14 protein-coding genes are annotated in these 13,786 nt (G+C 64.2%); 4 read left to right on the forward strand and 10 right to left on the reverse strand.

Annotated elements, in window-relative coordinates:
* Positions 1–666 carry an HAD family hydrolase gene (locus tag J0909_RS13955; protein WP_207263762.1) on the forward strand — a complete coding sequence of 222 codons (666 nt, stop codon included), beginning with the start codon at positions 1–3 and terminating at the stop codon, positions 664–666.
* Here J0909_RS13955 and J0909_RS13960 read toward each other — a convergent pair.
* On the reverse strand, positions 663–1,544 hold the full coding sequence (locus J0909_RS13960; RefSeq protein WP_207263764.1) for a LysR family transcriptional regulator: 882 nt from the start codon (positions 1,542–1,544) through the stop codon (positions 663–665). The genes J0909_RS13955 and J0909_RS13960 overlap by 4 nt on opposite strands.
* Before the next feature lie 175 nt (positions 1,545–1,719).
* Between J0909_RS13960 and J0909_RS13965 the strand changes: the two genes are divergently transcribed.
* Positions 1,720–1,881 carry a hypothetical protein gene (locus J0909_RS13965; protein ID WP_207263766.1) on the forward strand — a complete coding sequence of 54 codons (162 nt, stop codon included), beginning with the start codon at positions 1,720–1,722 and terminating at the stop codon, positions 1,879–1,881.
* Between the two features lie 174 nt (positions 1,882–2,055).
* Here J0909_RS13965 and J0909_RS13970 read toward each other — a convergent pair whose 3' ends face one another.
* Positions 2,056–2,940 carry a DMT family transporter gene (locus J0909_RS13970; protein ID WP_207263768.1) on the reverse strand — a complete coding sequence of 295 codons (885 nt, stop codon included), beginning with the start codon at positions 2,938–2,940 and terminating at the stop codon, positions 2,056–2,058.
* A 108-nt stretch (positions 2,941–3,048) separates the two neighbouring features.
* On the opposite strand from J0909_RS13970, the gene J0909_RS13975 reads away from it, so the two are divergent.
* A complete protein-coding gene (locus J0909_RS13975) occupies positions 3,049–3,636 on the forward strand; it encodes a TetR/AcrR family transcriptional regulator (RefSeq protein WP_207263770.1) in 588 nt (195 codons plus the stop codon).
* A 32-nt stretch (positions 3,637–3,668) separates the two neighbouring features.
* On the opposite strand, the gene J0909_RS13980 is transcribed toward J0909_RS13975, so the two are convergent.
* The 6 genes from J0909_RS13980 to J0909_RS14005 all read right to left on the reverse strand — a co-directional run bounded on the left by J0909_RS13980 (position 3,669) and on the right by J0909_RS14005 (position 8,935).
* The gene (locus tag J0909_RS13980; RefSeq protein ID WP_207263772.1) at positions 3,669–4,544 is read right to left on the reverse strand and encodes a cell division protein FtsX; all 876 of its coding nucleotides are present in this window, start codon (positions 4,542–4,544) and stop codon (positions 3,669–3,671) included.
* Positions 4,541–5,275, reverse strand: coding sequence for a cell division ATP-binding protein FtsE (gene ftsE, locus J0909_RS13985; protein WP_207263846.1), 735 nt, complete (start codon positions 5,273–5,275; stop codon positions 4,541–4,543). Before ftsE ends, J0909_RS13980 begins: the two co-directional genes overlap by 4 nt.
* A gap of 281 nt (positions 5,276–5,556) precedes the next feature.
* Positions 5,557–6,054, reverse strand: a complete 498-nt coding sequence (locus J0909_RS13990; RefSeq protein ID WP_207263773.1) for a rubrerythrin family protein — start codon at positions 6,052–6,054, stop codon at positions 5,557–5,559.
* Positions 6,055–6,224: 170 nt separating this feature from the next.
* On the reverse strand, positions 6,225–6,995 hold the full coding sequence (locus J0909_RS13995) for an aminotransferase class IV (protein ID WP_207263774.1): 771 nt from the start codon (positions 6,993–6,995) through the stop codon (positions 6,225–6,227).
* A gap of 35 nt (positions 6,996–7,030) precedes the next feature.
* The gene (locus J0909_RS14000) at positions 7,031–8,026 is read right to left on the reverse strand and encodes a MerR family transcriptional regulator (protein ID WP_207263775.1); all 996 of its coding nucleotides are present in this window, start codon (positions 8,024–8,026) and stop codon (positions 7,031–7,033) included.
* A gap of 363 nt (positions 8,027–8,389) precedes the next feature.
* Complete coding sequence (locus J0909_RS14005) at positions 8,390–8,935, reverse strand: hypothetical protein (RefSeq protein WP_207263776.1); 546 nt, start codon at positions 8,933–8,935, stop codon at positions 8,390–8,392.
* Between the two features lie 132 nt (positions 8,936–9,067).
* Here J0909_RS14005 and J0909_RS14010 point away from each other — a divergent pair, with 132 nt between their 5' ends.
* Complete coding sequence (locus tag J0909_RS14010) at positions 9,068–10,033, forward strand: sensor histidine kinase (protein WP_207263777.1); 966 nt, start codon at positions 9,068–9,070, stop codon at positions 10,031–10,033.
* An 82-nt stretch (positions 10,034–10,115) separates the two neighbouring features.
* Here the strand turns inward: J0909_RS14010 and J0909_RS14015 are convergent, their stop codons facing one another.
* Both J0909_RS14015 and J0909_RS14020 read right to left on the reverse strand, forming a co-directional pair.
* Entirely contained in the window at positions 10,116–12,038 is a 1,923-nt protein-coding gene (locus J0909_RS14015; protein WP_207263778.1) for a methyl-accepting chemotaxis protein, read from the reverse strand.
* Between the two features lie 145 nt (positions 12,039–12,183).
* Positions 12,184–13,692, reverse strand: a complete 1,509-nt coding sequence (locus J0909_RS14020; protein WP_207263779.1) for a GNAT family N-acetyltransferase — start codon at positions 13,690–13,692, stop codon at positions 12,184–12,186.
* Between the last annotated feature and the right edge of the window lie 94 nt (positions 13,693–13,786).

Genomic DNA, 13,786 nt, shown 5'->3' on the forward strand with positions numbered 1-13,786 from the left:
TTGAAACTGGACGCCATCATCTTCGACTTCGACGGCACCCTGGCCGATGTACCTCTGGACTTCGATTTCATGAAGACCAAGATCGCGGCCCTGGGCGAGGTGTTCATGGACGAGCGCCCGGTGCCGGACGGCACGCCCGCCCTGGAGTGGCTGGACAAGCTCTCCCGGCAGGTCATGGAGCGCGATCGGGACGAGGGCATGGAGTTTTTGTCCCGGGGGCGGCTGGTCATTGCGGCCACGGAGCTGGATGCGGCCCGTGACGGCCGTCTGTACGAGTTCACCCGGCCGGTGCTCGACGACCTCAAGGCGCGCGGCGTGGCCCCGGGCGTGATTTCGCGGAATATCTCGGCGGCCATCAAGACGGTCTTCCCGGATATCGAGGAGCACCTCAAGGTCTTTCTGCCCCGGGAGGCCGCGCCCCGGCTCAAGCCGGACCCGGCGCACCTGCTCCAGGCCCTCGATCTGCTGGGCATTGCTCCCGAACGGGCGCTCATGGTCGGCGATCACCCCATGGATGTGGAGACCGGCAAGCGGGCCGGAGCACTGGCCGCGGGCGTGACCTCCGGGAACATCGACGCCGCCGGTTTCGCTCATCTGGCCCCGGATTTCGTGGCCGCCGACGTGGCCGCGCTCATGCGGGAACTCGAACGGTCCGGGCTGATTTAGTCCAATTCCCAGCAGCGCTTGACGTGGTCGATGACCGCGCGCATGACCGGGTCCTCGTCGTGCCGCTTCAGGTAGACGAAGTTCGCCTGGATGGACAACTCGTCGTAGGACAGGGCATGCACGGGACGGCCGATGCGGTTGGCCGCCTGGACCTCGTTGCGTCGCAGGAAGGAAACACCTTTGCCCGCCGCCACGAGTACGCGGATGACCTCGTCGCCGTCCACTTCCAGCTGGACCGAGGGCTTGATCCCGTGGGACTTGAAGAACGGGTCGATGAGCTGTTGCAACGGGTTGTCGGACGGGTCCATGATCCAGGGCAAGCCGGACAGCCCGGCCAGCCCCTGGTCCACGCGGTCCTTCCAGATGTCCGGAACGGCCACGAAGAAGCGCGTCTTTTCGAGCGGCAGGGCGCATATCTCCGGGTAGCGCGGTTCGCCGAAGATGAATCCGCAGTCCAGCCGTCCGTCGCGGATGGCCCCCTGGACCGAAGTGGAGGCGCGCTGTTGGATCTGGAGCACGATCCGGGGGTGGTCCTCGCCCAGGGACGTCAGCAGGGGCACGATGCGCAGGTACTCGGCGTCCGTATTCAGCCCGAGCGACAGGTCGCCAACCAGTTCGTTGCCCATACTTCGCGCTTCCAGCGTCAGTTCGCGGGCCGTCTTGAGCACGTTTTCGGCCCGGACCTTGATGCGCTCTCCGGCCTCGGTCAGGCGCATGCCCTTGGGCGTGCGGATAAACAGCTTGGTTTCCAGCTCCTCCTCCAGGGCCTTGATGTGGGCGCTGACCGATGGCTGGCTGGTGTGCAGCCGCACCGAGGCGCGGGTCAGGTGTCCTTCCTCGGCCACCACCACGAACGTCTTGAGTTGGTATAATTCCATTCCCGATCAGCCTCCTTGATGTTCTCCATAATCATATCCGATTGAGATCGGGAATGTCATCAGAAATTCCGAACAACTGTATCAAACAAAACAATTGGATTGATTTCGACAAGATCCGTAGATCTGCAGATATGGAAAACCGTCCGTATCGGGCGGCAACACAAGGAGCAACACTATGAGCATGGACAACGATACCCGACTGGCCATGATGCATATGCGCAATGAGGCGCACCGTCACGACAGCGTTCGTCCCCGCCGCAACAACAGCAGGCACATCCGCCCGGCCACCACGGCCCTGGCCGCCTTCGCTCTGCTCCTGTTCACTCGGGTCTTCTAAATTTACGGGAGCGACGCGCTCCCGCTTATACAGCGGGTTGGAGGCGCTCTTGTCCGGGGGATTTGCATCCTTTCCTCCTCACGGACAAGAGCGGCTCTTTTTTTTGGCGCGCGGAGCGCCGGTGGAACGCGGCCCCACGGGCATCCCTTCCGGGGGCCCGTGGGGCCGCGTGCGTCAGGACCGTTTTCTCGTGGCGGCGATGTAGGCGGCGATGGCGCCCATGATGATGGTGCCGCCTAGGGCCGTGGCGGCCGGGGGCTGTTCGCGGAACAGGGCGAAGACCCAGAGAGGCGCGAGAACCGGGCTGATCAGGGCATAGGTGGCCATTTCGGCGGCCGGAATGTAGCGCGAGGAGACGGCGTTCAGGACCCGGCCGAGCGGGGCGGAAAGCAGTCCCATGCAGGCCATGACCAGCCATGTGCGGGCCGGGATGGCCGAGAGGTTGGCCGGGCCGGCCATGACCACGGCCATGAAGAGGCCGCCCAGGCCCACGACCAGCAGTCGGCTCATGGCCTTGAAGTGCCGCCACAGGGCGCCGTTCAGGGCCAGGCAGGTCACGCCCAGCAGGGCCAGGAGATCGCCGTGGATGTTGCCCGATCGCAGGGATCCGGACACGACCACGGCCATGCCGCAGATGACCCCGCCGATGGCCAGCCAGAGTTTGCCGGTGGTGCGCTCCTTCAGAAATATCCAGGCCGCCGCGGCCGTGAGCACGGGCCTGCCGCTCAGGATCATCATGGTGTTGGCCACGGTGGTGTGCTTGATGCTGAGCACGAACATGGAGGCGCTGCCCAGGATGATCAGGCCGGAGAGCACGGCGGGCCAGCCGCTTTCCTTCATGGTTTTGACCAGCCCGCGCTCGTCCGTAACCTGGATGAGCGAGAACATGGACAGCGCGGAGAACAAGCCGAACAGGAACGCGGTTTCATAGCCGCCCACGCTCGACAGGCGGACGAAGATCGGGTCGAAGCTGAGCAGGATGCCGCCCGTGAGGGCCGCCATGCGCCCTTTGGCCTGGGCGTTTTCCGGGATGAGGGTCTTGATTTGCGCTATGGTCATGTGGACTCCTTTTTAATCATACTGATGAGTATGATTTAAGAGAGGAGGGTTCGCCTTGTCAACAAGAATCATACTGTGTAGTATGTTTTTAGTACGGGAGGTTTGGTCATGAAGAAGATGGAAGTGAAGCGGGAGAAGAATCGGGCGGCCATTCTGACGGCGGCCCGGGAGGTCTTTCGTTCCGAGGGATACGTCGGGGCGGGCATGGACCGGATCGCGCAGTTGGCCGGGGTGACCAAGCAGACGGTGTATCGCTATTTCGCGTCCAAGGAGGTGTTGTACCAGGCCTCGCTGGCGGCTCGGCATCAGGACCGCAAGGACGGTTTCCTGGACGCCCTGGACCTGCCCGACGCGCGGGAGGGACTGGCGCGCTTCGCCGAGGGATTTTTGCGGGTGCACATGGCCGAGGACCATCTGGCGTCGGTCCGGCTGCTGCTGTCCGAGGGGCCGACCGCTCCGGAAATGACCCGCGCCTATTATGCGGTGGGACCGAAGTTGACCGAGGCCCGGCTGATCGGATTTCTGCGGGAGCGGCTCGGGTTCGAAGACCCCGAGTACGGGGTCAGGCTTCTTCTGGGCGGCCTATTGTCCCTGCGCATGCATGTTCTGGTGGGGCTGGTCCCGCTGCCGGGCCCGGAGCAACAGCGTGAGCATGCCCGTCGCATCGTGGACGTGTTCCTGGCCGGACGCTCCTGATTTCGAGAGATCCGTCCGCCCGGAGACTGGTCCTATTTCACGGCAACCCAACTGGAGAGGGTGGAGACCAGGGCAACGGCCCCGGCCAGGGCGAGCAGTTGGCTCGCGGGCAGGAATTGCAGGTGGATGAGGAAGGGCGGAAAGTTCAGGGCGTCGGCCAAGGCCGAGTGGGTGGCGGCGAGTAGGCCGATGCCCAGTGCCGCGCCGAGAAGCCCCTGGGCCAGGCCGCCGATGAGCAGAGGCCAGCGGATGTAGGCCGGGCTTGCGCCTACCAGGGAGAGGATTTCGACCTCGTCCATGCGCGTGAGCAGAGAGAGTTTGATGGTGTTGTGGACCACCAGCGAGACGATCAGGGCCAGGAAGCCGAGAACCGGCCAGACCACCAGGCGGGTCAGGGTTCGCCAACCCTGGGCCAGGTCCGCCTGGAACGGGGTGTAGTTGACCTTGTCCACGCCGGGCAGGGATTTGAGCCGGGTCAGCAGATCGGCGGCCCACCCCGCCCGTTGCGCCTCGGGCGGCACGGCGAACGCGGCCAGGCCGGAATAGGGCAGGGGGTTCTTCTCGGCCAGCCAGGAAAAATCGCCGGTCTCGCCCAGGGCGGTGGCCAGTTCGGTCAGGGCGGTCCGGGGCGTGAATGTCTTGAAGCCGGTCAGATGGTCCATGGCCCGGACGGTCTCCCAGTCTTTCTCCACTTGGTCCTGGGGCGCGCCGACCTTCCAATAGATCTGGAACTCGACCTTGCCCCGGGAGCGGAGCAACTCCTGGTTGACGTTGTGCATGCCGATCAGGATCAGCCCGGTAAGCAGGGTGATCATGCCCACGGCCAACAGGGTCAGCACCTGGGCGAAGGGGTGCAGGCGCAGGTCGGCCATGCCGCGCAGGGTCAGGCGAAGGAACGGTCCGATCACAGTCCCTCCTTATCCGCGAAGGGATCGTCGAACGGTTCGTCCGGGAATTGATCCGGCTCGTCGCCGTTGTCGCCGCCGGGACCCGCGATGCGCCCGTCCTGCAAATGGAGGATGCGCGCGCCCGGCACGCACTCCAGGACTTCGGTGGAGTGGGTGGCCATGATCACGGACGTGCCGTAGGTGTGGAACTGCTTGAATATCTCCATGAGATGCAGGGTCAGGTCAACATCCAGGTTGCCGGTGGGCTCGTCGGCCAGGATAAGCTCGGGGTTGGCGACCATGGACCGGGCGATGGCCACGCGCTGCTGTTCGCCGCCGGAGAGGCGTTCGCACAGGGAATAGCTGCGCGTCTCCAGGCCCAGCGCCCGGATGATGGCGCGCACGCGGCGTTCCAGGTGCGTGCGGGGCATGCCCCGCACCTCCAGCGCCATGGCCACGTTGTCGAAGACCGTGCGCTCGGGCAGGATCTTGAAATCCTGGAAGACCACGCCGACCTTGCGGCGGAGCTTGGGGATATCGCGTTTTTTCAGAGTGTTGAGCTGAAAGCCGGCCACAGCGGCGCGGCCCCGGGTAACGGGCAGTGCGCCGTAGAGCAGACGCAGGAGCGTGGTCTTGCCCGCGCCCGAGTGGCCCGTGAGAAAAAGGAACTCGCCTTTTTCCAGGGTGAAGGAGATGTCCTTGAGGGCCCAGTAGGACCCGAAGTTGTAGGACAGTCGTTCCACATTGACCATCATGTCGGGTTATGTACCCGTCTCGCCTTCATTTGTACAGGACCCCTCAGGGAAAGGGGAACGCTCTTCCCTTTCCGCAAGCGGGAAAGGCGGTGCCGAAGGTGCGTAAAAGAGATGCGGGGGCGGGATTCCCTGTCCGTGGGACCGCCCGGCTCCTCCGCAAAGCGGCTTGGGCATCGACTTTTCCCTTTCACGGGACCAGCGGGAAGGGGGCAAGAAAAAACCGCCCCGTTCCGGGCGGGAACGGGGCGGCGCAAAGCGGGATCGCGCAGGAAGGAGGGCTAGGCCTCGACCTTCTTGTAGGCCTTGGGGGCCGCGCCGCAGATGGGACATTTGTCGGTGGGCTCGCCGACCATGGTGTGTCCGCAGACGGAGCAGACGTAGAATTCGGCGTCGGCGAACTTGTCCGAGTCTTCCAGGGCCGCGGCGTACAGCTCGGCGTGGACTTTTTCCGCCTCGTTGGCGAATCCGAAATAGCGCAGGATGGCGTTCTCGCCTTCAGCCTTGGCGTCCTCCATCATGTCGGGATACATGGATTTGAATTCGTAGGTCTCGCCTTCGATGGCGTCCTTGAGATTCTCCTCGGTGGTGCCGACGCCCTTCATCAGGCGCAGGTGCGCATGGGCGTGGATGGTTTCGGCGGCAGCGGCGGCGCGGAACACCTTGGCGGCTCCGGGCTTGCCCTCGGCGTCGGCCTTTTCGGCGTAGGCGAGGTACTTGCGGTTGGCCTGGGACTCACCGGCAAAAGCGGCTTTCAGATTTTCCATGGTCTTGCTCATCGGTCTTCTCCTGTATGGTTTCGGTTTTCGGCTCGCGGGCCGATCGTGTTCGTGGACAAACTAGTAATGATTCCTATTTTAAAAAGCAAGCAAAAAATGCACGCAAGGAATCGTCGCCGTTTAACGGTCCGTAAACAGTAATAGCCAATGTACGCGAAAAGGCAAGAAGGCTAGTCCGAATCGCCCAGGATCAGGGCCGAGACCTTGTCGCAGGTCGGGCCGTCGGGCACGAAGGCGGTCTCGCCCACGGCTACCACCGGGCGCATGCCGATGAGGGAATTGAGCAGGTAGGCGTGCTGGAAGGATTCAAGTTCGGCCAGGGGCAGGCGCACGGGCAGGATGTCCAGCACGGTGGCGGCCAGTTCCAGGGCGATGGACGGCAGCCGGTAGGGGGAGTCCGCGCAGACGAAATGTCCGTGCTTTTCGAAGACCAAGGCCCCGGTGGACGCCTCCAGGACGTCGTCGTTCAGGTCGAGCAGGGTCGCGTCGTCGAAACCGCGCGCCAGGGCCTGGCGCAGGGCCAGGTGGAAGAACATGCGGCTGGCGCTCCGCAGGGCGTTGAGGGTGGATACATGGCGGTCGTCGCAGAGGCATAGCCGGTAGGCCTTGTACGGCTTGGGCTCGTGGGGGGCGGCCGTGATCACGGGCGAGGATTCTCCCGGCTCCAGGGGGTAGAATATGTCCACCCGGGCGGGCCGGTCCCCCAGCCCGTTGCGGTTGACCACCTGGCCGACGACCTCATCGAAGTCCACGGCGGCATAGGGTATCCCGCAGGCGCGCAGGGAGGAGAGGAGGCGGTCCAGGTGGCGGTGGAGGTGGAGGACGTCCCGGCCGTTGTAATAGACGGTCTCGTAGAGTCCCGCGCCGTGGCGGAACGCCGGGGACGCCGGGTCCATGAGGACGCCTTCCGAGGTGTAGCGGTTGTTGCGGTAGTGGATCATGGCTGCCGTGGTTGCGGGCCGTTCCCGGTCCCGATCTAGATCTTGTCTTTCACCTGGCGGAAGAACTCCTGGAGGAATTGGGGGGAGGTCCTGGTGTCGTTGACGTCCAGCCGTTCCAAAAGGACCACGAGATTGCCGCGCGGAGTGGTGGTGGAGATGAAGTGCAGATCATGGGTGTCGCCGCCCGGGGCGGTCATGGTGAAGATCCAGGTGTCGTCCTGCCGGGTCCACCTGGAGGCGGTCTCATCGGCCTCGCGGGCGAGGGCCTTGATGAATCCGGCCAGGGGCAACCTGCCGGGCACGCCGAGGAATTCGCCCTGGTCGTTGTGGATGACGATGGGCGTGTTCAGGAAGGCCTCGGAGGGATGTTCCCCGGCGGGCGGGGTCTCCCGCTCCAGGGCGTAGGAGGCCACATCCCCTTCCGGACCGCGCACGTTGACGATCTTGCGCGCCCGCAGGCGGGGCTCGGGGCTCGGTTCGGGGCGAGGCTCGGGTCGGGACTCGGGCTCAGACTCGGGCTCGGGCGCGGCGGCCGGTTGCGGAGCGGCCTGATCCAGGAGACGGGCGAAGAGGGCCTTGTTTTCGGCCTCGATCTCCAGGAGTTTCTCCAGGGCGGATTCGACCTTGCGCAACCGTTGTTCGGACTTAGCCTGGGCCGTGGCCAGACCGGCCATGCCCTGCATCATCTGTCCGGCGGTGGTGAAGAACTTCTCCATGTATTCCGATGAAATGCCAGGTGCACTCTCCACGGGGGCGACGGGCGCCGCGGAATGGGGGCGGCGCGTCCGCGCGGACGGCTCTTCCTTGAAGTGTTCCTTTAAGACTTTGTGGGTCTCGTTGACCGACATGCCTTTGGCGAAGCAGTCGCGGATCTTGAGGCAGACCTCGCCGGCCTCGGCCTTGAAGCGGATGGGTTTGCCCCGGGTCAGGACCGGGATGAAGCCGGGAAATTTGCGGCGGTAGCTTTTTATGGTGGTTTCGGAAACGCCGCAGAGTCCGGCCAGGTCCTTATGCGTATAGGTATCTGCCATGATAACTGTTCATCCTCGGGGTTGTGAGGGCGGTGTCGCGGGTGGTCAGGGTGAGGTGCCGGGGGCTGTTCCGGAACCGGGCATCCCAGATGCAGGACACCGCCTTCGGGCGTGTGTTTTCGATAGGGGTGAGCGTATCCGTTTTACCAAGCCTGACAACCACTTTTCGGGGCATTGAGCCAAACGCGAGTCGGATCATCTGTCCTCCCTGTGTGGGAATCGTCACCAATCGTCACCCTTGTAAAACAAGGAAAATCAAGGAACGAAGCTTATCGGTCTATTATCTAGAAAACATCTAGACGTCAAGAAGGGGAACCGATTTTCCGGCCTGATCGCGGGGGCTGGGAATCCCGGGCGGGCGGCCTACTTGGTGCCGAAGGCGATGTTGACCACCGCGTCCTTGGGGACCTCGGTCAGGACCGGGGTGTAGCGGTCGTCCAGAACATGGAAGGCATAGATGCCCGCCTTGTCGCTGCCCAGGTAGAAGTTGGCCTCTTCGAAGGCCCACTCCTTGCCGTGCCGGGTGGTGATGGTGAAGGTGTGCGGATCGTTGAAGACGACGGACTTCCAGCCCATCAGGTCGCGGAAGCGGGTCAGGCTGACGACCGTGGAGGAGCGGCCGTTGAGCTTGCCGGAGACATAGACCCAATAATCGCCGCCCAGTTTCTCCAGGGAGTCGATGATCAGGGTGGTGCCGTTCTTGAGCTGCACCTGGCCCACCGGACCGGCCGGGATGTCTTCCTTGATGGTGCGGCTGGACGCGGCCGGCGTGCCCGGGGCGGCGGGGTCGGCCTGTGCGGCGGGCTGGTCCGGAACCGGCTGTTGCGCGGCCTCGTCTTTGGCCGAACAGGCGGCCAGGGATGCCGCAAGCATCAGGGCGAGCGTCAGGGAGAGCAATAGGGTGCGCATGTATCCTCCATGAATGTCGTTGCTGTTTGGTTTTAACAGGGAACAGCCCGGGAATCCAGGCTTGTTTACACCACGGCATGGGTGATTCTACATGGCTGTCGCTTTCTTTTTCCTTATGTTAATGACTATGTCATGCTCAGCAGAAGACACATTCGTGAAATAGCGGTTTATGCGCTGGTGCTCATAGTGGGCATCTGGGCGTCGATGCGTCTGGACCTCTATGAGGCCTTTCATGACTGGAGTCGGGAGCAGGAGTATTGGGAGCTGGATGAATTGGTTCTGTCCTTGTTGGTGGTTCTGATTTGCCTGGTGTTCTTTTCCTTCAATCGGGTGCGGGAACTGCACAACCGGGCCCGGCTGTTGGAGGCGTCCCGCCGGGACCTGGCCAAGGCCCATGAGCGTCTGCGCACCCTGAACCGTTCCAGGGAAACCTTCCTGACCACGGCCTGCCATGAGTTGAAAAGCCCGCTCATCGGCATCGTCAACGCCTTCGAGCTGTTACGGATGTCCGCGGACGAGGCCGAACGCGAGGAACTCATCGGGTTGGCCGGGGAGGCGGCCCGCAATCTGGGTCTCGTGGTGGACAGCGTGCTTGAATTTTCCCGGCAGGAATCCCTGGCTCCGGTCCCGACCGTCTTCTCCCCGGCCGAGTTGCTCGCCTCGGTTCGGGACATGTCCCGGCTCCAGGTGCGCAGCAAGGGGCTCACGCTCACGGTCCAACCGGCCGAGGATGCGCCCGCCCTGGTCCGCGGCAGCGAGAGCGTCCTGCGGCTGGTGGCCTTGAACCTGGTGGGCAACGCCATGCGCTATACGGATCGGGGCGGTATCCATGTGGATCTCGCCTACCAGTCCGACCCCCACGGGGAGTTGGTCCTGACCGTGTCCGACACCGGCCGGGGCATCCGTCCCGAGGATCTGGAAGTCATTTTCGAGCCGTATTCCATGGCCGACGGCAAGGGGCCCGGCCTGGGGCTCGGCCTGTCCATCGTCCGGCGTTCGGTGGAGCGCTGCCGGGGGAGCGTCACCGTGGACAGCGTTCTGGGCGAAGGGTCGCGCTTTACGGTCCGTCTTCCGGCCGAGGCCGTGGACGCGCCGTAGCCGTCGTTCGCCGACGGGCAACGAAACGGCCCCTTGCGCGAAGGATATCGCGCAAGGGGCCGTCTGCGTCGCAAGAGAAGGCTCAATACCGTTTCAGCGCGTTCCCGTCCTCGTCGCCCAGCTTGAAGTGGCCGATGGCCTCATGCAGGTTTTTGGAACTGTCGGACAGGGTGACGGCGGTAGCCGCGACCTCCTCGGCCGTGGAAGCGTTCTGCTGGACCACGGACTCGGAGTCCTGGATGGCCCGGGACACCTGTTCAATGCCTTGGCTCTGCTCGGCGGCGGCTGCCGCGATTTCCTGAATCAGCCCGGCTGTATTCTGGATGTCGGGGACCATGCGCTTGAGCAGGTCCCCGGCCTCCTCGGCCACGGCCACGCTGGTCGAGGACAGTTCGCCGATGCCCGCGGCGGCCGTGCCCGAGCGCTCGGCCAGCGTGCGCACCTCGGCCGCGACCACGGCGAAACCCTTGCCCGCCTCGCCCGCGCGGGCCGCCTCGATGGCCGCGTTGAGCGCCAGGAGGTTGGTTTGGCGGGCGATATCCTCGATGATGCCGATCTCGTTCGCGATTTTTTTCATGGCTTCCACGGTGCGGGCCACAGCCTGGCCGCCGGTTTCCGCATCGTGCGAAACCCGGGTCGCGGTGGTCTCGGTCTTGGCGGCGATGTCCGCGGTCTGCCGGATGGAGCCGGACATTTCCTCAAGGCTGGCGGCGATCTCCTCTATTCCGGCGGCCTGCCGGTTGGCCCCTTGGGACAGGTTGTCGCTGGCCAGGGAAAGTTCGTTGCACCCATCGGCCACCTCGCCGGAGATGTCCCGGATGTGGCCGATGGTGTCGGCCAGATGGGCGTTCATATCGCACATGCCGTCCAGGATGACGCCCATCTCGTCCTTGCGCATCTTGCAACTCCGGCTCTCCAGGTTGCCCTGGGCGATGTCCGAGGCCAGCTCGGCGCACTGCTGGATGGGCCGCTTCACGGAGTATTCCACCACCCAGAAAATGATCACGATGGGCACGATGACGACGATGAGCAAACCGATCCCGGCCATCCAGGCCACGGCGGACATCATGGCTTGTTGGCCGGAGATATCCATGGACAGGAAAATGGCGCCGATGGTGTCGCCCCGGTAGTCCTTGACCGGGAACACGGCCACGCCGTCGTGGCCCTCCACCGTCACCTGGGCCGAGCGCATGCCGTTTTCCAGAATGGCGGGTGTAGCCAGTGCCCGCGCGGTCGCGTTCTTCTGGCCGTAGATGAGGACGAACCGGTCGTCCTTGACCGGGTTTTTGGCCGGGTCCTGCAAGCGGGTGGTCACGGGCAGCAGCTTGGCGTCCATATAGAGCAAAGCCTTGACCGAGCCCGAGGCCTCCAGGGTCTTGAGGATGTTGTCGAACCCGAGCAGCACCTCCACGGACCCGAGGTGCGCGCCGTCGGGCGCGGTCACCGGCGCCAGGCCCCGGATGGTGAAACCGCCTCGGCCGGGCTCAATGCCCAGGACCGGCTTGTGGGTCCGGTTCACGTCGATGACCGTATTGCGGAATCCGGACAGGTCGTCGGAGATATCCACCCACTTCCCCTCTTTCTTGGCTTGCTTTTCGCGCCAGGTGCGCAGCAGGCTGCGGGCCGTGGGCAGGTGGAAGTGGAGCTGGAAGTCCTGGCCCACATTTGCCTTGTAGCCCGCAAGGGTCGGGGCCAGGGTTTTGCGCAGCCGCTCCCTGGCCGCCTGCAGCACAGGATCGGCCTCGTCGTTCATGTTTCCCCGGTTGGCCTGGGCATAGGTCTCGACCACCACGGGCATGCGGCTGAACAGGGCGGCCTGTTGCAGGGCGCTTTCGGATAGTTGGGTAATGGACTGCCGGACGTCGTCCATCTTGCTTCGCATGGTCAGGGAGACGAAGGAGTCCTCCAGTTCGGTGAATTGGGATTGCAACACGAGATAACCGCCGACCAGCATGGCCAGGGCCACGCCCAGCAGGGGCAGAAAAAGCTTGGAACGGATACCCATAGGGTTCTCCTTTGTGTGCAGCGTTACTGATAGAATCAGTGTATCATTGGACGCCTCTTTCTGTAGGGCAATGATTTTCGAGTACCCGTCAAGACGGGGACGCGGCGCCTGGGAGCGGGTCGGACAACGCCATCGGTGGTCCCGTCTAGGAGGACGCGACCCGGCGCTGTTCCTCCAGGATATACGCGAAGAGCTTTCGGCTCATGTCGCCGTATACCCGGATGGCTTCCGGATCGAGGGGTATGTCGATGTACTGCAGCAGGATACGGTCCTGGCCGTCATGGACATGGGGCATGACCCCGGCGAAGAAGAAGCCCATGCGTTCGCAGGCGTCCACCACGCCCGGCGCGGTCGGCACCCCGGCGGGGAGAAAGGCGTAGATCGCGTCCATGCGGTTTTCGCGGCATCGGCGCAGTCCCTCGGCGATCTCCCGGACCGTGTCCGCGCCAATGGCCCGGACGACGATGAAGGCCGCGTTGAGTTCGTCGGGCAGGGGGAAAACATCCACCGAGGACGCGTCCGGGAGCGGGGCGTCCCCAGGCTCGCCGAAGGTGCGGGGCAGGTCCATCCAGCGATAGATGTCCCCGGCCATGCCCTGGTGGTGTTCGGGCAGGTAGACCGTGGCCGCGGAACGGTCGAAGGGGAAGTAGTGGTTGACCACCGACCCCTTCGCTTGCCGGGAGGTCGCCAATTCCTTGACCTGCATGCCCGCGGCGGCGATGCCGAGCATCAGGCAGCACGGACGGCAGCCCATTTCCTTCTGTAATCCTTTTTGCGAAAAGGTGTGGGTGGTCACCGAGCAGTCGAAGACGCCCCGGTCCCCCTCGGCCCGGGCCTTGTCGAACAACAACCGGACCATTTTCGGGGCCAATGTGGGCGCGCGGTAGGCCGGATCGACAAAAACCAGTCCCAGTTCCGGCACCCGGACCGTCGGGTCGTGGTATTTCAGCCCGGCGTGGCCGATCAGGGCCCCGCTCGCCGGGTCCACGCCCACGACCGATTTGAATTCTCCGCCGCGCACTTTTGCGGTCAGGGCGTCGAGGTCGTAGAGAAAGGCCTCCTGGGTGAAGCCGTAGCAGCGCCAGGCCAGGCGGCAGACTTCGGCCAACTCGTCCTCGCGGGCCAGCCGGACCTCGGGCTCCCGGACCGTGGTCCGTGGTCGGCCGCGCCGGGTGTCGCGGGTGTCCAGCAGCTCCTGGGGCAGGTTGCCGTAGCGGAGCTTCCGGGTCAGGCGGACCTCCTTGCCTTCCCGCCCATGGATGAACAGTTCCACCGAGTCCATGGCCTGATGCATGAGCAGGGAGCCCAGCCCCGGCTTGTCCACGCTGTCCGGGTCGCCGGGCGAGAAACGCTCGGCCCGGCTGTGATCGAAGGGAATGCCGCGTTCGCGGATCGAAATGACCAGTGCGTCTCCCCGCACGGAAAATTCGAGATGGACCCGCTCTTCGTCGGCCGAGCCGGAAAAATGGTCCACGGCGTTGCAGAAGGCCTCGTCCACGGCCAGCTTGACCCGATAGGTCTCCTTCTTGTCCAGGGAGAGGACCCCGGCCACGTTTCCGGCGCATTCCACCGCCGTCTTCGACATGCACTTGCGCACCGGCAGGGAAAGTTTGGCCAAAAAGAGTTCATTCGGCGCTTTTTCACTATGGGGCATCGATTCCTCGCTGCAATAGTTCCGGAAAATGAGACGATAGCCTGATGCTCCGTCCCAGTAAACCGGGCGGGCGGAATGCGCAGGTATTTACAGG

Source organism: Desulfovibrio sp. Huiquan2017 (assembly GCF_017351175.1).
In the GTDB taxonomy this organism is placed as follows: Bacteria; Desulfobacterota; Desulfovibrionia; order Desulfovibrionales; family Desulfovibrionaceae; genus Pseudodesulfovibrio.